Consider the following 20,788-nt stretch of genomic DNA (forward strand, 5'->3'; position numbering starts at 1 on the left):
GGGCCATCATCGCCGCACGGGCGCCGTCCCACGACCCCGGATTCGGCCACCACGGCAGGGGCCCGCCACCCCGGACGCGGCGATGTCCCGCGGGCGGGAGCGGACTTCGGCGGTCCGCCCGCCCCGGCGCGGTGTCAGTGGGACGTGCGACGATCCCGGACATGATCGTCTCGCTGGACACCCTGCTGCCCTCCGCCGGCGCGCACGCCTCGACCACGTACGCCGACTGGGTCGCCGCGCACGACCCGGCTGCGGCCGGGACCGCGCGCGTCCTGATCGAGGACATGCGCACCGAGCTCGGCCGGTCCCGGGACAAGCCGGGCCGGTTCGTGGACACGATGGCGGCGCGGGCCCGGCGGCTGCCGCCGGCGCACCTGCCGTGGTTCTGGGACACCGTGGGCCACCGGTTGATCGGCCACGGGAGCCGGCCCGGCGGGCGGGCGTACGCGTCGGCGAGGGCGGCCGAGGCCGAGCACGGGCTGCCGGTCGACCCCGGATACCGCATGGCGAACGCCCTGTTGTTCGCGGCGGGCGGGGCCATGCCGGCCAAGGAGTTCGGGGCACACCAGCGGTTCCTCGCCGAGACGCTGGAACCGGCTGCCGCGCACTCGGCCCTGGAGGCGTTCCTGACCGCGTGGGCGGGATCGTCGGCGGACCTGCCGGCCGATCTGGTGCGCCGGGTACGGGCCTCCGCGAAGGCGGCCGGGTCCGGGGACGCGGAGGCCGCCCGACTGGTCGGCGCGATCCTGTCGGTCACGCGGGGGAAGTCGGTGCCGGACGCGCTGCTGGATGCCGCGGCCCGGCTCCTGGCGGCCTGTCCGCCGACGAATGCGACCGCGGCGGGGCTGGTGGAGGTCTTCCCGGACGGGGTGACCGACGGCGGGGCCTGGCTGCGGATGCTGATCGCCTGCGGTGCGGCGGAGGCGATGGAGGCCGGCCGGGTGGTGCCGGAGGGCGGACTGCACGGGTGGGTCGGGAACTTCGTCCGCATGTACCAGTACGCGGCGCAGTCCGGGGGCGGGGTGGCTCGGCAGCCGCTGCCGGCGGAATTCCTGGACCTGATCGGCCGGCTGGGGCCGCGGCTGCGGGCGGGCGGCGCGGCGGTGGCCGTGCACACCACGCGTCACCACTACCAGGGCTTCGACGCGGACGTGCTGGACGCCTGCCTGGCGGCCGGGGTCCCCGTCGTCGACCCGGGGCCGGAGACCCGGATGCGGTTCTGGGGCGAGCGGTCCCGGCGGGACCTGGCCGCCCTGGCCGCCGACCCGGTGTTCGGCCCCCGGCTGGAGGGCACCGTCCATGCGGACCTGCTGCCGAAGTGGGGTCCGGCCCGGCGCCGGGCCGGGTCGGCGGTGACGCTGCTGCCGGGCAACGAGGGCATCGCCCACGAAGTGGCCGTACGGGTGGGCAAGCTCGTCGACACCGTCGCCGGCGGGGGCATGGCCGGGGCCGAGGAGGCCGTGGCCGAGCTGGCGACCGTGCTGGACCGGCCGACGGTGACGGCGCTCGACGGGATCGCCGACGCCCTGGCCGGGGCCGGGGCGGGCGGCGCGCTGCGGCGCTCGCTGGCGGCCGGGCTGCCCGAGGAACTGGTCTGGCCGGCGCTGGAGTCGGTGTACGCCGGGTTCGCGGCGGAGGCCGGCCCGGGGGCGGCGGACGGGCTGCTGCCGGGGGTGGCGGGGGTGACCACCACCTGGCCGGTGCTGACGGTGTTCGGACGGGACCGGGCGGTCGCCGTGGGCCCGGACGGGGTGCGGGGTTCCTGCCGGTTCACGGTGCCCGACGGGGCGACCATGTACGCGGTCCACTACGTGGGCGGGTCCTTCCTGGTGAGCTGGACGCTCAGGCCGAGCCCGTACCACTGCGACACGGCCGTGTGGGCGGACGACCCGTCGGAGCCGTTCACGCCGGACGAACCGGGTGGCCTGGTGCCCTTCGGGGGCAGTCTGGACGGGGCGTACGGATTCCAGTTCGAGACCGCCGACGGGGGCGGCCGGCACGGCGGCCGGCGGGTGCTGCGCCCGGGCGGGACGGAGGGCATCGACCGGGACGAGCTGCAGCTCGGCGACGGTACGCGGATCTGGACCAACGCCGTGTTCGGACGGCGGCCGTGGGAGGTGGTGGACCCGGTCACCGGGGAGCCGCGGGGCGCGGTGGCGCTGCCCGATTTCCCGGGCCGGCCCCCGAGCGCCGATCCGGCCTCGGAACCGTCCGAGGTGGGCATGTCGCTGGCCTCGGAGGCCCTGCAGCTGGCGCCGCTGCCCGCCGGTCTGGTGGGGTCGCCGCTGGGCAGCCGGGACGGCCTGGTGGGGACCCGGGTGCTGTTCCGCACCCGGCACCGCGACCACGCGCCGGACCACTACCTGGTGGAGAGCATCGACGGGCGCTCGGCCCGGTTCGACATCGACCGGCCCGGGCAGGAGCCGTGGGGCCTGTGGGCGGCGCCGGAAGGTGCGGTCGAGGACGTGGTCCTGGCCGAGTCGCAGACCCGGACGGGCGTGCGCGCGTACACCGCCGACGGCTCGCTGCTGTGGGAGATGGACGGGCACCACTCCCCCCGGCATCCGCGGGTGACCCCGGCCCGCCGGGTCACCGCCTCCGGCGGCGTGGCGCTGCCCCCGGCGTTCTGGTACCTGCTGCGGACCCGGGACGCGGCCGGGTCGCGGGAGCTGCGGGCCGTGGACCGGGAGACGGCGCAGGCACTGCTGTCGGCGGCCTTGTCCGGCGACGCCGGTACGCTGCGCACCGCCGTGGCCCGGGAGTTGCCGCAGGTCGCTGACCCGGTGCTGGCCGAGGCCGTCGCGGCGGCGGCCGAGCGGGCCGCCCGGGTGGAGGAGCGCAGGCTCGCCCTGCACCGGCGGGTCACCCTGCTCGCGCAGGCGCCCCCGGCCCTGCCCCGCCGGACCGCGCCCGACGCCGAACTGATGCCCGCGCTGTTCGGCCTGGCTCCCCCGGGGACGACGCCCCCGGGCGCGGCAGCCCCGACGTGGGCCTGCCCGCGACGTTGAGCGCACTGGTCTGCGACGGAGCCTGCCTGGCGGGAACCATCGTGGAGGAGGTGCGCAGGCTGTCGCCGCCGGCGCCGCCACGCGACTGGTCGCAGCTGTTGGGCGCGATCGATGCGGTCGCCTGGCGGGCGGCGGTGGCGCCGACGCCGGACGGGGCGCGGGCCGCTCTGCTGGCGCTGCTGGACGCCTGGGCCGACCAGCCGTTCGCCCGTGCGGGCGGCCGGTGGTGGGTGGGCCGCGCGTCCGCCGAGGTCCTGGCCGGGTTGCGTGCGGACGGGATCGCGGCGGCGTCCTGGCCGGTCCGGGCCGGTGGTTCGGAGTGCTGGTTCGTGACGGCCGCCGCCGGGGAGGCGGAGCACGACCCGGTGCCGGCGGCGGTCCCGCAGGCCCGGCCGGTACGGGTGGAGCGGGACGACGCCGCCCGGATACGGGCCCTGATCGCGGCGGTCGAGGAGCACGGACCGGTCCCGGTGCCGGAGTCGGCGGCCGGACGCTTCGCCGAACTGACGGGGATGCGCAGGTCGGTGGCCCGGCTCGTGGTGTCCGGGCTGGTCGGCCTGCCCGACCGCGACGAGGAGCGGGCGCTCGTCCGCAAGGCCCCGTACAAGGCCACACCGATGACGGCCGCATCGTACGAGCGGCTGCGCGCACGGCTCGGCGGCCCGGGCCGGCGCGCCGTCCTGGCAGCGGGGATGCCCGAGGACCCCGCCGAGCTGTGGCGGCCCGGCGGTATCGAGGCGGCCGTGGAGCGCATGGCCGGGGTGTGGCGGGAGCGTCTGGGCGTGCTGCCCGCCGTGCACGACGAGGCGGCCGACGCGCTGGAGGCCGAGCTGGACCTCCCCGAGGTGTGGGCGCGGCGGCTCGCCGGCGGGTACGGGGCCGCTGCGGACGCGACCGTGGAGGCGGCCGGCTGGGAGCTGGCGGCGACACCGAACGGGGTCGGCGTGGAGGTCCGGGCGGTGCCGCCGGCCGGAGCCGAGCTGCCGTACCGGACCCCGGTGGGCCTCTCGCTCCGGCAGATCGCGAGCGCGCTGGTGTGGGCGTGGACGGACCGGCCTGTGGGTGATCCGGCGGTGGCCGGCGCGATGGCGCTGTACGAGCGGCTGCGGGCCGAGCTCGATCGTCCGGAGCTGCTGGTGGAGCTGCCCGGCGCGCGGGTCGAGGGCACTGCGGAACGGCTGGCGGAGCGGTTCGGGCCCGGGCGGCTGCCGGTGGCGGCGGACCGCCGCAAGGAGGGGACGGCGCGGCAGGTGACCGCGTACGACTGCGGCGCGCTGGTGGTCTGCGCGCCCGGCGGCGCCGCGTTCCTGAGGCCCGCGGCGGTGGCGGGCCCGGAGGTCTGGCGGCGGGTGCGGGAGGCCGGCGGCCTGAACGAGGCACTGGACCGGATCGCGCCGCTGCTGCCGGGCGGCGGACTGGAACGCATGATGCACCGGGCCGCGTCCGGGGCCGTGCCGGCCGGGGCGTACGAGGCGGATCCGCGGCGGTCATGCCCGGAGCTGGTCGGGCAGGTGGCTCGGGAGCTGGGGGTCGGCGCGGACGCGGCGGCCCTGTACCTCCAGCTGGCGACGCTGGCCGCACCCACCGACCGCAACGTACGGCGGTGGAACGGCTGGTCGGCCGGGCAGCACACGCAGGCGCGCACGGAGCTGCTCGGCACGGGCAGGGTGGTCGAGGCCAAGCGGGCGCGGGCGGGGCGGACGCTCTTCCTCCCCGGGGAGTGGACGGAGCTCAAGACCCCGCACCTGCCCCTGGAGACCGTGAAGCTGGCCCCGCACGCGGTGCGCCCGCTGTGGCGCAACCAGATCCTCAGCCCGTTCGGGCGGGTCCTGCCGGTGGCGCCGCTGCACGAGATGTTCACGGCGGCCTGGGAGCGGGAGCACCGCCCGTGACGACGCGGCGCGCACGGCCGGCCGCACAGGGTGGCGCCAGGAGGAGGGGGTGGCGGGCGGGAATGAGGCGAACCGGGCTGCTGTTACACCATCCGGCTGGCATGCGCGAGTCAAGGATCGCGCGAGTGCCGCCGAGAGGAGCAGCACGTGGCACGCAACACCGTCCGCCCGGTCGTCCGGCTGAAGTCGACGGCCGGGACCGGCACCACCTATACGACGCGCAAGAACACCCGGAACGACCCCGAGCGGCTCGTCCTGCGCAAGTACGACGCGCTGGCCGGCCGGCACGTCGACTTCCGCGAGGAACGCTGACGCGTACCGGCGTCCCCCGGCGCACACCCGTCACCCCCGCACGGCACTCACGCAGGAGGAAGGACACCGCATGAAGCACCGTATCCACCCCGAATCCCGCCCCGTCGTCTTCCGCGACCGCGCCGCCGACGCCGCGTTCCTGACGCGGTCGACCGCGCGCACGTCGAAGACCATCGAGTGGGAGGACGGCCGGACCTACCCGCTGGTCGATGTCGAGATCTCGTCGGCGAGCCACCCGCTGTACACGGGGACCGCCCGGATCACGGACACCGAGGGCCGGGTGGAGCGTTTCCACCGCCGCTACGGGCACTGAACGCACGGCCCGGACCCGCATCCCGCGGGGCCGGGCCGGTTTTCGTCTGCGGGCCACCGGCCGCGACGGCGGCCCGTTCGCCGGGGCGGGAGCGATACTTGAACTCCAGGTACGGGAGGCCGATTCGGCCGGCGGGCGCGCCGCCGGGCACAGCCGTCCCACGGCCGACGACTTCGAGGGGAGCCGTTCATGACCACGGCGAAGGACCTGTTCATCATCGCCATGGATGCACCACCGGACCGTCCCGTGGGGCAGGGTGACCTGTCGCTCGCACTCGCCGGGGCCGAGTTGATCGACCTCATCGGAGCGCGGGCCGTCACCCTGGACGGGGACAGCATCGTTCCGGCCGGGGAACCCGCGCTGGACGACAGCCTGCTGGGCGACGCCTCGGCGGCGCTGACCCGGCAGGTGCCGTACGAGCGGGTCGAGGACTGGCTGTGGCGCAGGGGACGTGACCTCTCCGCGGCCTACCAGGCCGGCCTGGAGGCGGACGGCGAACTGACGCAGGGGCGGGGCGGCCGGTCGCTGTTCGGGGCCGAGCGTGTGGAAGTGGCCGATTCGGCCGCTCGCCGCAGGGCCTTGAGCCGCCGGGAGGCGGACGAGCCCGTGCTCGCCGCCCTCGCTGCCAGCGTGGGCCTGGAGAGCGGGTCCGCGGAGGAGGAGCAGGAGCCCGGACTCGACGACGAGGCCGTGATCACCGTACTGGCCATCGTCAACGACGCGGTGATGGAACTGGAAGCCGTACGCCAGCGGCGGTCCATCGAGAAGGCGGCGTTCGCCAACGTCTGGCGGGGCCCGTGAGCCCCGGCGTCGATCTCCGCCCGCAAATCGCCGGACCGGCTCCCGGAGCGGGACGCGAGCTTCTAGGCTGGTCACATGCGCCACACGCTTACCAGCCTCGCCACCGCCTACGACCTGGAGCGCGTCAAGCGTGCCCCGGCCGGCGGCCGTGACTTCATGGCCCGGGCCGCCGCCTACGAAGAACGGCTGTCGGAGCGCCCCGACCTGCGCCACTGGTCCCCCATCGACGATGCCGACCCCGGTGAGGACGGTCCCACCCGGGTCCTCGACGCAGACCTCGACGCATGGACACGGCTCGCTGACGGCCCGAACCGCGGCGCGTGGCGGATGGCGCGGTTCAACCGCCCCGGGCAGGAGGAACAGCCCGGGGGCGCGCTGACCTGGCGGGAGCTCGCGTACCACTACGGTCCCCTCACGGACGACAGCCACGCCGGCCACTGAGACCACGCGGGGGCGGACGAGGGCTACCCTCCCCCGGGGGAGACCGGCCCACACGGGAGACCGGCGAGCGGGAGGGGTGCGCGGTGGCGGACGAGCAGGCCTCGGTACGGGTGGAGCGCGACGGCCCGGTGTTCACGGTGATCCTCAGCAGACCCGGTGTCCGCAACGCCGTGGACGGTCCGACGGCGGCGCTGCTCGCGCAGGCCTTCCGCCGGTTCGAGGCCGACGAGGACGCGGCCGTCGCCGTCCTGTGGGGCGAGGGCGGGACCTTCTGCTCCGGGGCCGATCTCAAGGCCATCGGCACCGAGCGCGGCAACCGGGTGATCGCCTCGGGGGACGGGCCCATGGGGCCGACCCGGATGCGTCTGGGCAAGCCGGTGATCGCGGCCGTCGCGGGGCACGCGGTGGCCGGGGGCCTGGAACTGGCGCTCTGGTGCGATCTGCGGGTCGTGGAGGAGGACGCCGTGTTCGGGGTGTTCTGCCGGCGCTGGGGCGTGCCGCTGATCGACGGCGGTACGGTCCGGCTGCCCCGGCTGATCGGCGAGAGCCGGGCCATGGACCTGATCCTGACGGGGCGCCCGGTCCCGGCCGCCGAGGCGCACGCGATCGGCCTCGCCAACCGTGTCGTGGCTCCGGGACAGTCCCGCCCCGCCGCGGAGGCGCTGGCCCGAAAGATCGCCGCGTTCCCGCAATTGTGCCTTCGCCACGACCGGCTGTCCGTCCTGGAACAGCACGGTCTGGACGAGGCCGAGGCGCTGGCCGGCGAGTACCGGCACGGCCTGGTGCCGCTCACGGCCGGCGAAACTCGGGCGGGGGCGGGCCGGTTCGCCTCCGGCGCGGGACGGCACGGGGCGTTCGGGGAGTGAGCGTGCCGCATCCGGCCGGGCGTCCCGCGCCGGCTCCCGGGCCGCGGCCTGCCGCGACGGGGACCACGACCCTGCCCCGACGGGTCCCGCAGGCGCATCGGGTGTCAGGGAACCGGGACACCGTGTCAGGGATTCCTGACCCCGCTGTGCGGGCTCCCCGACGCGGCACGGCGGCTCCGGAATGCCGAGGGGGTGCCTCCGTGCCACGCTGAGGTGGGGGATCGCGCCGGCCCGGCCCCGTCGGCCGACCGGATGCCCCGCGCCTAGCCAAGGAGGCCGACATGGCCAGTGACGCCGCCCGATCCACATCGGCTCACAGCGGTCCGAGCCCGACGCACGGGCCCGTTTCCGGAACCACTGCCCTCGCGGCAGCGCTGATGATCTTCGGTGGCGCGATGGCGGTCTTCGAAGGCATCGCGGCCATCGCCAAGGACGACCTGTTCCTCACGACCCGCCACTACGTGTTCGAGTTCAACCTGACCGGCTGGGGCTGGATCCACCTCATCGTGGGCATCCTCATCGTCCTGGCCGGCTGCGCCGTGCTCGGCGGAGCCCTGTGGGCGCGCTACTTCGGCGTCTTCGTCGCAGGACTGGGCGCCCTCGCCAACTTCCTGTCGATCCCGTACTACCCGCTCTGGGCCACGGTGCTGGTCGCCGTCAACATCTTCATCATCTGGGCACTGTGCACGGGCATGCACCGGGAGCCCGACCACGGACGGGTGGCCTGACGCCCGGCACGCCGGGTCAGCCCTGCGGCAGGGCCCGTCTCAGCTGCGCGTCCAATTCCGTGGCGAGCTGCCCGTCGGACGGCGGCTTGTCCCCCTGGAGCCGGGCCAGTTGGGCCGTGAACGTCTGACTGAAGGCACCGTAGAAGGGGGTGCGCGGCCGCTGGACGGCGTTCTCCAGGGCGGGGAGCAGGGTGCCGCGGGCGTAGTCGGGTCGGCCTGAGGGGTCCCGCGGCATCCGGTCGGTGCGCTCGCCCGCCGGGGACGCGCCGGCCTGACCGGGTGGCTTCGCCGCCGTGCAGATCACGCTGTTGTCCTCGTACGCGGAGAGCCGCGTGGCCGCGAACCCCGCGTCCAGCAGGCAGCGTTCGTTCTCCCTGCTGGTCAGGAACTCGATGAGGTCCCGGGCTGCGCCGGTGTGCTGCGAACCCCGGGCGAGGGCCAGGTTCTGCCCGCCCAGTACCGCTTTGCCCGGGAGCGGGGCCACGCCGAGCTTCTCCGGCGACAGCGACTGGTGGAGCGTGCGGTACGCGTACGGCCAGTGCCGCACGAAACCGGTGCGGCCGCCCGCGAAGTCGGTCAGCGTGTCCGCCTCGTCGGAGTGGACGGCGTCCGGCAGGGTGTAGGCGGCCTGAGTGCGGTTGCGCAGCTCGTCCAGTCCGGCCTTCAGATCGTCCACGGAACCGGCGTAGCGGCCCTTCTCGTCGGTGAGGGCGAACTTCCCGTCGGCGGCGGAGGCGAAGGCCTCGATGCCGTTCACGGTGAGGCCCTCGTACGACGCGTCGAGCTGGGCGGTCCAGCCCTTCTCGTACGTGTCGGGCAGCTTCTTGCCCGCGGCGCCGAGGGCTTCGATCAGGTGCTGGACGGTGGGCCAGCCCGTGTCCTTGCCCAGGTCCGGGTTGGTGACGCCGGCGGCCGTGAGGTAGTCGCGGCGGTAGAAGAGCAGGCCGACGTCGCTGTTGAACGGGACGGCGTACAGCCGGTCCCCCCAGCGGGCCGTCGCGGCCACGGACGGGATGACGTCGGAGTCGACGAGCTGGGCGGGGAGCTGCTGGACGAGCCCCGCGGCGGCGAACTCCGGCACCCAGGTGACGTCGAGGTTGACCACGTCGTACTCGGCGCTGCCGGACTGCAGCGCGCCGAGCAGCTGGCTGCGCTGCTGGTCCGCCGAGCCGGGCAGCTCGACGAGGCGGGCGTGGTTTCCGGAGCCCTTGTTCCGCTGCCGGTTGTTCCACTCCTCGATGAGCTGCTGGCGGATGCCGCCCTTGCCGGTCACGTCCCGGCCGCTGGCCAGCACGATCTCCCCGGGGACGTCGAGGGCGGTCGAGGCGCCGGACGGGCCGGCGCCGGGTCCGCCCGTCCCGCCCCGTCCACCGGCGTCGCATCCCGCCGCGAGGAGCAGGGCGAGGAGCAGCGCGGACGCGCGAAGCCGTACGCGACGGCCGGGAACGCCGGGGCGGCCTGGGCCGTGCCTCATCCTCACTCCCCCGTTCCGGTCCTGGCGACCTCGTCCCGCAGGCGGGCGACGAGATCGCTCTTGGTGTCCAGACAGCGGCCGCCGCTCGCCTCGGAGAGGACCGCGTCGGGTCTGCCCTTGTCGCAGCCGCCGCTGTCCAGGGACGCCATGACCACCGGTGTCCTCTTCAGCTGCGCCGACCCGAGGAGATCGGCGAGCCGGTTGCCCTCGGTCAGCCGGCCGTTGTCCTCGTCGTCCGTCAGGTAGACGATCAGTTGCGGCCGGTGGTCGTCGGTGCCGCGCTGCCCCATGAACTCCAGGGCCGCGGCCAGTGCTCGGTAGGGATCGGCTTCCAGGTCCTTGACCTGGGCGGAAGCGCCGATGGCCGCCTGGGCCTCCTTGCGCGGGTGCCTCCCGAACGCCAGCAGCTCCCCGTACGCGCGCGGGCTGCCCGGCTCGGAGGCAACGCCCCAGACCCCGTATTCGTCCCGGTCACCGAGGCCGGCGAGGGACTGGCCGATGATGCCGGGCGCGCCGCCCGGGCCTTCCCACAGACTGCCCATGGAGCCCGACGAGTCGAGGAGGAAGAGGACCCGGCCCGGGCCGTTGGCGTCCCGGTAGCCCTTGAGCACCTTGGTCATCTCGGACGGGACCACGGTGTCGGTGAGCTGGCCGGGGTCCGCCAGGGCCCCGAAGTCGCCGGTCCCCAGGAGCCGGTGGCCGCCCGTCGCGCTCCGGAAGCCGTCCTGTCCCAGCACGGCGAGCCCGCCGGGTGCCGCGGATCCTGACGCGGCCGGCTTCGCCCCCGTCTTGCCGGCCGCATCCTTCCCGGCCGCATCCCTGCCGGTCAGCCATGTGCGGAAGCCCTCCACGGCGTTGTCCCGCTCGGTCCGGTCGCGGTCGGCGCTCAGCCAGCGCACCCGCACGAACGTCGGGGTGAGCCCCGGGACGTCGACGGGGTACTCGGCGATCCGCCGCGCCCGCGTCGTACTGTCGCAGCCCACCGCGGTCTTGAGCAGGAACTCCGGCACCAGGGCGGTGGTGCGCTCGTCCGCGGCGTCGTCGTCGGGCAGGGTGCACAGCAGGTCCGCGCCGGTGCGCGAGGGCGGCCCGGCCTGGGCCACCTCGCGTTCGGCGCCGGCCGGGTCCGGCGCTCCCGGCCCGTACAGGCCCATCGTCGCGAGCAGGCCCGCGTCGGTGTTCTCCGGGTCGGTGCGCCGTACCTCGGCACCCGTCTCGCGCTTCCTGAGCGCCTGCGTCAACGCGGCGAGGCTGCCCACCCGGTCGTCCGCCCGTGCCCCCGGCTTCTGCGGTACGGCGAGCACGACCGGGGAGTACGCGAACGGTTCGGGATCGGCCTCCAGCGTGGCGTAGGCCCGCTCGGCGGAGCTGGGGCGGGCCCTGTTCACGCTCGCGAACGAGGCCGGGATCCAGATGTCCGGCTGGGGCCCGATGTCGCGCTGGGGGTTGTCCTCGTCGCCCGTCGGCCGCTGCCACGGGTCGGACTGGTGCTGGAACGCGGCGGCGGTGGCCGCGGCTCCGGCGCTGTAGACGGTGATGCCGCTGCGCCGGCACCCGTCTCCCGTCCGGTTCGCGTCTGATGCGAGGTACGTGTCCGCCGCCTTGCGCAGGGTGGGTTCGAGGTCGGGGTCGGTGAGCAGCCGGAGTTCGAGCGGCGGCCTGCAGGCGGCCCGGTCCCCCTCGTCGAGGACGGTGAGGCCGGTGACGACGAGGCCGGCGAGTGCCACGGGCACGCCGAGGGCGACCGCGAGCCTGCGGCCGGTGAGGGGAACGGACCCGAGCCGTCCGCGCCCGTCGCCCCTTCGTCCGGGACCGCGGCCTCCGGGGGCCCGGGCGCCGCCCGGGGCACCCGCCGATTGCGCCGAGGTCCGCCGGCCGCCGGCCACGGACGGTTCTGCCGGAGGCCGCGGCGGGGGCGCCTGCGGCGAGCGGGCCGGTGGGACTGCGAGCAGGACGTCGGCGCCCGAGGTGGCCGCGCGGCTCTGCGGCTCCCACGGCTCGGGTGGCTCGCGCAGTGTCACGTGGTGCGCGGACATGTGGGCCCTGAGCCCGTCGGCCAGGTCGCCGAAGCCGACCTCTCCGCCGTGACCGGGGAGGCCGTCGTGCAGGAAGCGCACGAGCCGGCCGGTGAACGGGGTCGGGGTGTCGCCGTCGCCCGCGTCGACGCGGTTGTTGGCCTGGACGCCCATCAGCAGGGAGGTCCGCTGCCGCTGGGCGGCGCCGAGCGCGTCCCATGCCGCCGACGCGTTGCCCGCGTAGCAGCAGTCGAGGATGACGACCACCTGCTCCGCCCTGGCGCGGGACAGCACCGTGAGGACGCTCTTCCAGGGCACGGCTCCGCGGAACACGGACTCGGTGCCCGGCACGATCGTCGCGCGCCGCATCAGCATCCACAGCTCGTCCCCCGTACTGGGGACCGCGCCGTGACCGGAGAAGTAGAGCAGGAGCAGCCCGTCGGCCTCCTCCACGGCCGTGTCCAGGTGCCGGTCGAACTCGTCCACGGTGCGCGGCCGGGCGACGGTGATCCCGTCCCGTGTGAAGAACCCGCCGGCGCGGAGCGCCCGTTCCAGTCCGGCGAGGTTGTGTTCGACCGCCGGAAGGTCACCCGGCACCCCGAAGGGGTGTTCGGGCTGTTTGAAGTCGTACTCGGGGACTCCGACGAGCAGTGCCCGGTTCGCTTTCCCGCGCGGGTCGAAGCGCACCACCGGGCTATCTCCCGTCGCCGCCCGGCGTGACGTCGACCTCTGGGGGTTCACCCCGTTCCACGGCGCGGCGGTTCTCCCGCCAGGCGCGGACACCGCTCTTCACCTGCTCGAACACCTCGTCGAACAGGCGGGGGGCACCCGCTCCGATCAGGACCAGCATGATGTCCATCCCGGCGCCCATCGGGTTGGCCGGCCCGTCCTCCGCCCCCGCGCGTTCGTGGATCTCCAGCCTGCCGCTGTTCCTGAGCGCCTCCAGTTTCTGCTCCCGTTCGAGCCACGCCTTCAGCGCCCCGATGTCACCCTCGCTCGCACCCTGCATCAGGCGCACGCGGATCGCGGTATTCGCCATAGCCTCCCCCTCAGCCACAACTGGACATGATGACACGCGGGTTGGCCGCAGGGGCAGACCTCGGTCAGGGGCGGGACCCCAGTACGTACGCGCGCGAGGCGTGGACCTCGCGACGCAGCGCGGGCAGGTCGACGTCCAGGACCTGTCCGTTCCATTTGCGGGGCTCGCCGTTGATCAGGACGGTGCTGATGTTGCGTGCGTCGCAGCCCAGTACGACCGTGCCGATCGGGTCGTTGAGCGGCATGTTGTTCAGGTCCTCGGCCTGGACGACCAGCAGGTCGGCCTTCTTGCCGGGGGTGAGCGAGCCGGTGACGGCGGCGAGTCCGTTGGTGTGCGCGCCCTGGAGGGTGGCGAAGTCCAGGACGTCGCGGGTGGTGATGCGGGAGGGCTCCCGGCCGCTGCCGTAGGCGGAGTTGACGGCACGCATCCGCTGGAGGGCGTGCAGTGTCCGCATCTGCGTGAACATGTCGCCGGCCAGGGCCACCTCGACGTCGATGCTCAGACCCGGGCGGATGCCCGCGGACAATGCCTCGTCGACGGCGGGAACCGCGGTCTCAAGGCCGATCTGCGCGTCGGAGGTGGGGGCGAGGGCCACGGTCGTGCCGGTCTCCCCCATGGCGCGCCATGCGTCAGGGGTGAGACCGGTGGAGTGGATGAGGGTGACGCCGGGGCCGAGGAGGCCGTCCTTCGCCCAGCGCAGCACGGCCTCCGAGGAGGCGGCGCCGAAGACGGCGTCGACGCTCACCCCGATGTCCAGGTCCGCGGCGGTACGGGCGAGTCCGGGGCCGTAGGCGAGCGCGGGACCGGCGATCTCGTCGGTGGCGAGGGCCGCCAGGCGCAGGGTCAGCAGCTGGTCGTCGCTGCTGAAGTACTCGCTGCGCAGGCGGGTCAGATCTGCGGGCCACTGCCGGTCCCAGTCGCCAAAGTGCGGGCCCATGGAGGCGTGCACCCCGCGGATCCCGGTGTCGAGGAGGGCCCGGATCGCGGCGTCGGAGTGCTCGCGGGTGCGGGAGTTGTGGGAGAAGTCGAGCATCGTCGTGATGCCGCTGTCGATCGCGGTCAGGGCGGCCAGCCGGGTGCCGGTGTACATGTCCTCGGGCCGGTAGACGGTGGCATGGCCGGCCAGGGTGGCCATGACGTAGCCGCCGAGGTCGTCGACGTCCGGCATGATCCGGCGCAGCTGAGCCTGCCAGGCGTGCCGGTGGGTGTCGACGAAGCCGGGGGTGAGGATCGTGCCGGTGGCATCGATGGTCACGGCGTCGGCCGCGTCGAGGCCGTGGCCGACGGCGGCGATCGTGTCGCCCTCGACGAGGAGGTCGCCGCGGTCGACGGTGCCGAGGCCGGGGTCCATGGTGACGAGGGTGGCGCCGGTGAACAGGATGCGCCGCCGGTCGGCGGGCCGGCGGCGGATCCGGTCGAGGGCGGCGGCACTGGTGGTGTCGTGAAGGGTCACGGAGGAGGTCACGGGGGTCGCGGGGGTCACGGAGTCTTCTTTCCGATGCTGGGGAGCGGGCGGTGGCTGCCGGCGGGCATCCCTCGCTGTGCGCCACCAGCGTCGGTCGCGTTCGCCGCGGTAACCAGGTCGCCGTTCTCCTGGGTGCGGCGCACCCAGGATCAGGAAGCGCCGCTGCCGTGGAGCGCTCCGTGGCCGGCCCCGGAGCGGAGTTCCGCGAAGGCGGCCGCCGTGGCGCCCGCGGGCTCGGCCCGGTAGACGACCAGCTGCTGGTGCGGGGCTCCGTTGACGGTGAAGGCCGAGAGCTCGATCTCCAGGGCGCCGGCTTCGGGGTGTGCGAGGTGCTTGGCCTGCTGGGTCTTGCCCCGCACCGCGTGCCGTGCCCAGAGTCCGGCGAATTCCGGGCTCTGCGCCCGGAGCGCGTCGACCACCTCGTTGATCCTGGGGGAACCGGGGTCGTATCCGTAGGCGTTGCGGAGCTCCGCGACGCAGGAGTGCGCGGCTCGCTCCCAGTCCCGGTGGAACGCGCGCCCGGCCGGGTCGAGGAAGACCATGCGGGCGAGGTTGTCGAACCGCTGGAATCCGCTGTGCAGGGCCGCGGCGAGGGTGTTGTGCGCCAGGACGTCCAGGGCCGGTCCCAGGACGAAGGCGGGGGTGTCGGGCCAGCTGTCGAGCAGCGCCAGGAGTTGCGGGCTGACGCCGTCGTGTCCGGCGGGGGCGTCGTGGCGTCCGTGGGCGGCGCGGGGCAGTCTGCGCAGGTGGTGGCGGGCCGCTTCGTCGAGCCGCAGGGCGGCGGCGATCGCGTCGACGACCTGCGGTGAGGGGCTGGTCTCCCGGCCCTGTTCCAGACGCATGTAGTAATCGGAGCTGACGCCCGCCAGCAGGGCCACTTCCTCCCGGCGCAGCCCCGGCACCCGCCGCCGGCCCTGCCCGGACAGTCCCACGTCCTGGGGTGCGAGGGCCTCGCGCCGTGCTCTGAGGAACTCTCCCAAGGCAGTGGTGTCACTCATGGCCCCAACCTAACCGAGGCTCCCGTCCGCCGGGGCGGGAGCGGCCGACGGGCGGCCGGGCGGCCGGGCCGGCCGGGCCGGCCGGGCCCAACGGGCGTCGGCCGGGGTCCGGTTCGGTCGTCCGGGGGTGCCCGCTAGGGTGAGTTGATCATCTGTTTCAAGAAAGGCCCTGCGGCTCAGTGACCGAAACCCGCCCCCACACCCTCTTCTCCTTCGGCACGTTGAGGGACGAACGGGTGCAGACCGCTCTCTTCGGCCGGGCTGTGCCCACCTCCCCGGCGTCGCTGGCCGGCTACACCACCAGGCCCCTTCCGATCACCGACCCGGCCGTGATCGCCGCGAGCGGGCTCGACGTCCACCTGATCCTGGAGCGCAGGCTCGGCTCCGCCGTCGAGGGCGCCGTGCTGCGGCTGACCGACCGGGAACTCGCCGCCGCCGACGCCTACGAGGTCGACGACTACGTCCGCCGCCGGGTCGCGCTCACCTCCGGGGAGAGCGTCTGGGCGTACCTGGACGCGAAGCCGCTGCGCTCGGCCCAGCGCATCGTGATCGTCGGCGACAGCATCGCCTACGGGCGCTGCGACCCGCGGGGAGGATGGGCGGGCCGCCTGGCGGCTTCCCACATCGCGCGGAACGAGGCCGGGCACCGGCTGTTCAACCTGGCCGTCCCGGGCATCACCCTGGCCGACGTCAGCGAGCAGACGCCCGCGCTGCTGGGCCCCCGCCGGCCCGACACGCTCCTCGTCGCCGCGGGGATCAACGACAGCGCCCTGCCGGCCGGTTCCCCGCCGGCCCGGTCCGACGAGCCGACGCACGTCGAGGACCGTCTCGACGCGCTGGCCGCGACGGCCCTCGACCACAACGCCCGGCTCGTCGTCGTGGGACCGACGTGGATCGACGAAGAGCGCACCCGCGACTACGAGGGCCTGCGCTTCACCCGGGCACGCGTACTGGCCCTGCGCGCGTCCATGCGGGCCTGGTGCGAGCAGAACCACGTCGACCACCTTGACCTGTGGGAGCCGCTGCGCGGGAACGCCGGACTGCTCGTCGACGGAGTCCACCCGACCGCCGAAGGGCACGAGGCCCTGTACCGGCACCTCGACGAGCTGAGCCGCTGAGCGCGTGCGGTGAACGACTCGAACGGACTGGGCTTCTACCTGCCCGGAGCCCTGCTGCTCGTGGCGGCGGCCCTCAAGGCCCCCGCCCTGTACCGCAACCCCCGCGACGAACTCCTGCGGTCCGTGGTGACCCTCCTGGTCCTGGCCACCGCCGTGTTCGGGTTCACCGCGATCCCCACCCTGGTCGCGGTCAATCGGATCACGGGGATTCCCAACGCCGCCGCGCCGGTGGTGTTCTCGCTGCTCACGGCCTTCTCGGGGGCCAACATCGTGCTCATCTTCCGGTGGAGCAGCGGCCCGGAGGACGCGGAGCGGACGCGTCGGCGGTCGCGCCTGTGCACCGTGGTCACCCTCGCGGTGATCGCGGCCGTCAACGTGCTGTTCGCGCTCGGCGACACCCCTGTGGAGCGCCTGCGCGACCTCGACACGTACTACGCGTCCACGCCGTACATCAGGGAGATGATCCTCCTCTACCTCGCGGCCCACACCACCGCGGCGGTCACCATGACGCTGCTGTGCCGGCGGTGGGCGCGCGAGGTCCACGGCCCGCTGCGCGCGGGGCTGACGCTGATCGCGTCCGGATACGTGCTGAACCTGCTCTACGACGCCGCGAAGTTCAGCGCGATCGGGGCGCGCTGGGCCGGCGGCGACTGGGACGTCCTGAGCGCCGAGGTGGCACCGGCGTTCGCGTCGGTGTCCGCGCTGCTGGTCGGGACCGGGTTCGTGCTGCCGCTCGTCTCCCAGCACGTCACCGGGCAGTGGGACATGTGGAGCCGGTACGTCCGGCTCCGGCCGCTCTCCCGTGAACTGCGGGCGGCGACACGGCACAGCATCAACCTGGCCGGCGGCCCGTGGACGCCCATCGAGATCAGGTTGACCCAGCGCGAGTCGGACATCCACGACGGGATCCTCACGGTCAGCCCCTACCTGCACGCCGCCGTACGGGAGCAGGCGTTGCGCAGGGAACTGGCCGCGGGCCGTCCGGCCGACGAGGCCGAGGCCGTGGCCGACGCGGCGGCGCTGGCCCGTGCCGTCGTGCTCTGGGGACGTGCCCGGGGCGGCCCGGAACCGGCCGCGCCGAGGGCCGCGAGCCCGGTCCTGATCTCGCCGAACACTCCGTCGGGGCTGGTCCGGATGTCCCGGGCCCTGGCCACGTCGGCCACCGTGCGGTCCTGCCGGCAGGCCGCCGCCGCGGAGCAGGGCACACCGGCGTGACGCCGACCGCGCCGTCGGATCCCGGCCGCGCGGCTTCGGGCCGTGTCCGTCCTGCTGCGTGTCAGGCGCAGGACGGACACAGACCGCGGTAGGTGACCTCGGCCTTCGACACGAGGAAGCCGAACCGCTCCTCCGGGGGGAGGCCGGCCAAGGGGTCGCCGGCCGGGTGCACGTCGCGGATCGTTCCGCAGCGGGAGCACACCAAGTGGTGGTGCGGATGGTGCGCGTTGGGGTCGTAGCGCTTCGCGCGGCCGTCCGTGGCCAGTTCGGCGACCTCGCCGAGGGCGACCAGCTCCCCCAGGGCGTTGTAGACGGTGGCCCGTGAGATCTCGGGCAGCCGCTCAGCCGCACGGGCGTGCACCTCGTCGGCCGTGAGGTGCACGTGGTCTCCGTCGAGCACCTCCGCAACGACACGGCGCTGGGAGGTCATCCTCCAGCCACGCCCTCGCAGTCGTTCCAGCAGGTCACTCATGGCGGATCACCCACTCTGGCTCGGTGGGGCGCCCGGAGTCGGGGAAGACGTCCGGGTCCCGGGGGGATATGGGTTTGACGTTGTTCTTGACTTGGATTGCGTCCATCGTAGGATCGGTTCGGTCGGCAGCCAAGGGACAGGAAGCCTCCGGTGCCGCAGTGAGACACAGATGTGACGGACCACTCTCGAGGAGTTGCGCAATGTCGGCCTGTGGCTCGCAGCCTTCCCCGCGTCACGTCACACCGTCAACGCAGCCGCGCTCGTACGCCGCTTCCGCCGCTTCCGCCACCCGCATTTCCTTAGCACCGTGATCCGCCCGGTTTGGAAGGATTCCCATGTCTGAGAACCATGATGCAATCGTCGTAGACGCCAAGTCGGAGGGCGGGGGCGGTTGTCCGGTCGCGCACGGCCGCGCCCCGCACCCGACGCAGGGCGGCGGCAACCGCCAGTGGTGGCCCGAGCGGCTCAACCTCAAGATCCTCGCGAAGAACCCCGCCGTGGCCAATCCCCTCGGTGAGGAGTTCGACTACGCCGAGGCGTTCAAAACGCTCGACCTCGCTGCAGTGAAGCGGGACATTGCCGAGGTGCTGACGAGCTCTCAGGACTGGTGGCCGGCGGACTTCGGCAACTACGGCCCGTTCATGATCCGCATGGCCTGGCACAGCGCGGGCACCTACCGGATCAGCGACGGCCGCGGCGGTGCGGGGGCCGGACAGCAGCGCTTCGCCCCCCTCAACAGCTGGCCGGACAACGGGAACCTCGACAAGGCCCGCCGACTGCTGTGGCCGGTGAAGAAGAAGTACGGCCGGAGCATCTCGTGGGCCGACCTCATGATCCTCACCGGCAACGTCGCCCTGGAGTCCATGGGCTTCGAGACGTTCGGCTTCGGCGGCGGCCGCGCGGACGTCTGGGAGCCCGACGAGGACGTGTACTGGGGCCCCGAGACCACCTGGCTCGACGACCAGCGCTACACCGGCGACCGTGAGCTGGAGAGCCCGCTCGGCGCGGTTCAGATGGGCCTCATATACGTCAATCCGGAGGGCCCCAACGGCAACCCGGACCCGCTCGCCGCGGCCCGCGACATCCGCGAGACGTTCCGCCGGATGGCGATGAACGACGAGGAGACGGTCGCCCTGATCGCGGGCGGCCACACCTTCGGCAAGACCCACGGCGCGGGTCCCGCGGACCACGTGGGCGACGACCCCGAGGCCGCTCCGCTGGAGCAGCAGGGTCTCGGCTGGAGCAGCAGCTTCGGCACCGGCAAGGGCGCCGACGCGATCACCAGCGGTCTTGAGGGCATCTGGACGAACACGCCGGTGACCTGGGACAACAGCTTCTTCGAAATCCTCTTCGGTTACGAGTGGGAGCTGTTCCAGAGCCCTGCCGGTGCGAACCAGTGGCGGCCGAAGGACAACGCCGGGGCGGGCACCGTCCCCGATGCCCACGACGCGTCGAAGACCCACGCCCCGACGATGCTGACGACCGACCTCGCGCTGCGCGTGGACCCCGCGTACGAGCAGATCTCGCGTCGCTTCCTGGCCGACCCCGCGGCGTTCGCGGACGCCTTCGCCCGTGCCTGGTTCAAGCTGACGCACCGCGACATGGGCCCCATCGTGCGCTACCTCGGCCCGGAGGTCCCGGCCGAGACGCTGCTGTGGCAGGACCCCCTGCCCGCCGTGACGCACGAGCTCGTCGACGCCGACGACATCGCCGACCTCAAGAGCCGGATCCTCGCCTCGGACCTGTCGGTGTCCCAGCTGGTCTCCGCGGCGTGGGCGTCGGCCTCGTCCTTCCGCGGCAGCGACAAGCGCGGCGGCGCCAACGGCGGACGGGTCCGCCTCCAGCCGCAGAGCGGCTGGGAGGTCAACGACCCCGACCAGCTGGCGACGGTGCTGCGGACCCTGGAGTCGATCCAGCAGTCCTTCAACTCGGCCCAGGAGGGCGGCAAGCAGGTCTCCCTCGCCGACCTGATCGTGCTCGCGGGCGGCGCCGCCGTGGAGCAGGCCGCCAAGAACGCCGGGTTCGAGGTGACGGTCCCCTTCACGCCGGGCCGTGCGGATGCGTCGCAGGAGCAGACCGACGTGGAGTCGTTCGCGGCGCTGGAGCCGACCGCCGACGGCTTCCGCAACTACCTCGGCAAGGGCAACCGGCTGCCGGCGGAGTACCTGCTGATCGACCGGGCGAACCTGCTGACGCTGAGCGCCCCCGAGATGACCGTCCTCGTCGGGGGGCTCCGCGTCCTCGGCGCGAACCACCAGCAGTCCTCCCTCGGCGTGTTCACCCGCACGCCCGAGTCGCTGACGAACGACTTCTTCACCAACCTGCTCGACCTGGGCACCACGTGGCGGGCCACGTCCGAGGACGCGAACACGTTCGAGGGCGTCGACGCCGCCACCGGTGAGGTCAAGTGGACCGGCACCCGGGCAGACCTCGTCTTCGGTTCGAACTCCGAGCTGCGTGCGCTCGCGGAGGTCTACGCGAGCGATGACGCGAAGGAGAAGTTCGTGAAGGACTTCGTCGCCGCGTGGGACAAGGTCATGAACCTCGACCGGTTCGACCTCGCCTGACCGTGCCGTCCGGGTCGGCCGGCCCCTGTCGGCCGACCCGGACGCTCACGGGCACCCGGACGCT

General features: G+C 73.9%; 17 protein-coding genes. 11 read left to right on the plus strand and 6 right to left on the minus strand.

The window, feature by feature from the left end; genetic code table 11:
• The first annotated feature begins 161 nt into the window (after nt 1-161).
• From ACIPK4_RS22825 to ACIPK4_RS22860, 8 genes are all read left to right on the plus strand, one after another.
• A complete protein-coding gene (locus ACIPK4_RS22825; protein ID WP_402315370.1) occupies nt 162-3,008 on the plus strand; it encodes a hypothetical protein in 2,847 nt (948 codons plus the stop codon).
• A complete protein-coding gene (locus ACIPK4_RS22830; RefSeq protein WP_402315372.1) occupies nt 2,987-4,900 on the plus strand; it encodes a hypothetical protein in 1,914 nt (637 codons plus the stop codon). Before ACIPK4_RS22825 ends, ACIPK4_RS22830 begins: the two co-directional genes overlap by 22 nt.
• A 147-nt stretch (nt 4,901-5,047) precedes the next feature.
• Nucleotides 5,048-5,212 (plus strand): 50S ribosomal protein L33, encoded by a 165-nt coding sequence (rpmG, locus tag ACIPK4_RS22835; protein ID WP_054221102.1) that lies wholly within the window; start codon nt 5,048-5,050, stop codon nt 5,210-5,212.
• A 70-nt stretch (nt 5,213-5,282) separates the two neighbouring features.
• Nucleotides 5,283-5,525 (plus strand): type B 50S ribosomal protein L31, encoded by a 243-nt coding sequence (locus ACIPK4_RS22840; RefSeq protein WP_054221103.1) that lies wholly within the window; start codon nt 5,283-5,285, stop codon nt 5,523-5,525.
• 189 nt (nt 5,526-5,714) lie between these two features.
• The gene (locus ACIPK4_RS22845; RefSeq protein WP_402315374.1) at nt 5,715-6,326 is read left to right on the plus strand and encodes a GPP34 family phosphoprotein; all 612 of its coding nucleotides are present in this window, start codon (nt 5,715-5,717) and stop codon (nt 6,324-6,326) included.
• Nucleotides 6,327-6,401: 75 nt separating this feature from the next.
• The gene (locus ACIPK4_RS22850; protein WP_402315376.1) at nt 6,402-6,767 is read left to right on the plus strand and encodes a hypothetical protein; all 366 of its coding nucleotides are present in this window, start codon (nt 6,402-6,404) and stop codon (nt 6,765-6,767) included.
• A gap of 83 nt (nt 6,768-6,850) precedes the next feature.
• The gene (locus tag ACIPK4_RS22855; RefSeq protein WP_402315378.1) at nt 6,851-7,633 is read left to right on the plus strand and encodes a crotonase/enoyl-CoA hydratase family protein; all 783 of its coding nucleotides are present in this window, start codon (nt 6,851-6,853) and stop codon (nt 7,631-7,633) included.
• 281 nt (nt 7,634-7,914) lie between these two features.
• On the plus strand, nt 7,915-8,361 hold the full coding sequence (locus ACIPK4_RS22860) for a hypothetical protein (protein ID WP_402315379.1): 447 nt from the start codon (nt 7,915-7,917) through the stop codon (nt 8,359-8,361).
• A gap of 16 nt (nt 8,362-8,377) precedes the next feature.
• On the opposite strand, the gene ACIPK4_RS22865 is transcribed toward ACIPK4_RS22860, so the two are convergent.
• The 5 genes from ACIPK4_RS22865 to ACIPK4_RS22885 form a co-directional block, all read right to left on the minus strand.
• Nucleotides 8,378-9,835: an extracellular solute-binding protein gene (locus ACIPK4_RS22865; RefSeq protein ID WP_402315381.1), complete on the minus strand. Its 1,458-nt coding sequence runs from the start codon at nt 9,833-9,835 to the stop codon at nt 8,378-8,380.
• A gap of 2 nt (nt 9,836-9,837) precedes the next feature.
• On the minus strand, nt 9,838-12,540 hold the full coding sequence (locus ACIPK4_RS22870) for a caspase family protein (RefSeq protein ID WP_402315383.1): 2,703 nt from the start codon (nt 12,538-12,540) through the stop codon (nt 9,838-9,840).
• A gap of 4 nt (nt 12,541-12,544) precedes the next feature.
• On the minus strand, nt 12,545-12,889 hold the full coding sequence (locus ACIPK4_RS22875; RefSeq protein WP_402315385.1) for a hypothetical protein: 345 nt from the start codon (nt 12,887-12,889) through the stop codon (nt 12,545-12,547).
• Nucleotides 12,890-12,953: 64 nt separating this feature from the next.
• Nucleotides 12,954-14,342: an amidohydrolase family protein gene (locus ACIPK4_RS22880; RefSeq protein WP_402315785.1), complete on the minus strand. Its 1,389-nt coding sequence runs from the start codon at nt 14,340-14,342 to the stop codon at nt 12,954-12,956.
• A 161-nt stretch (nt 14,343-14,503) separates the two neighbouring features.
• A complete protein-coding gene (locus ACIPK4_RS22885; RefSeq protein ID WP_402315387.1) occupies nt 14,504-15,352 on the minus strand; it encodes a helix-turn-helix transcriptional regulator in 849 nt (282 codons plus the stop codon).
• A gap of 179 nt (nt 15,353-15,531) precedes the next feature.
• Here ACIPK4_RS22885 and ACIPK4_RS22890 point away from each other — a divergent pair, with 179 nt between their 5' ends.
• Together ACIPK4_RS22890 and ACIPK4_RS22895 are read left to right on the plus strand one after the other, a co-directional pair.
• Nucleotides 15,532-16,470, plus strand: a complete 939-nt coding sequence (locus ACIPK4_RS22890) for a GDSL-type esterase/lipase family protein (protein WP_402315388.1) — start codon at nt 15,532-15,534, stop codon at nt 16,468-16,470.
• A 9-nt stretch (nt 16,471-16,479) separates the two neighbouring features.
• A complete protein-coding gene (locus ACIPK4_RS22895) occupies nt 16,480-17,685 on the plus strand; it encodes an MAB_1171c family putative transporter (protein ID WP_402315390.1) in 1,206 nt (401 codons plus the stop codon).
• Nucleotides 17,686-17,746: 61 nt separating this feature from the next.
• Here ACIPK4_RS22895 and ACIPK4_RS22900 read toward each other — a convergent pair whose 3' ends face one another.
• Entirely contained in the window at nt 17,747-18,157 is a 411-nt protein-coding gene (locus tag ACIPK4_RS22900; protein WP_054227079.1) for a Fur family transcriptional regulator, read from the minus strand.
• Nucleotides 18,158-18,492: 335 nt separating this feature from the next.
• On the opposite strand from ACIPK4_RS22900, the gene katG reads away from it, so the two are divergent.
• Nucleotides 18,493-20,724 carry a catalase/peroxidase HPI gene (gene katG, locus ACIPK4_RS22905; RefSeq protein ID WP_402315392.1) on the plus strand — a complete coding sequence of 744 codons (2,232 nt, stop codon included), beginning with the start codon at nt 18,493-18,495 and terminating at the stop codon, nt 20,722-20,724.
• The last annotated feature ends 64 nt before the right edge of the window (nt 20,725-20,788 follow it).

Source organism: Streptomyces sp. NPDC086989, assembly GCF_044745505.1.
In the GTDB taxonomy this organism is placed as follows: Bacteria; Actinomycetota; Actinomycetes; order Streptomycetales; family Streptomycetaceae; genus Streptomyces.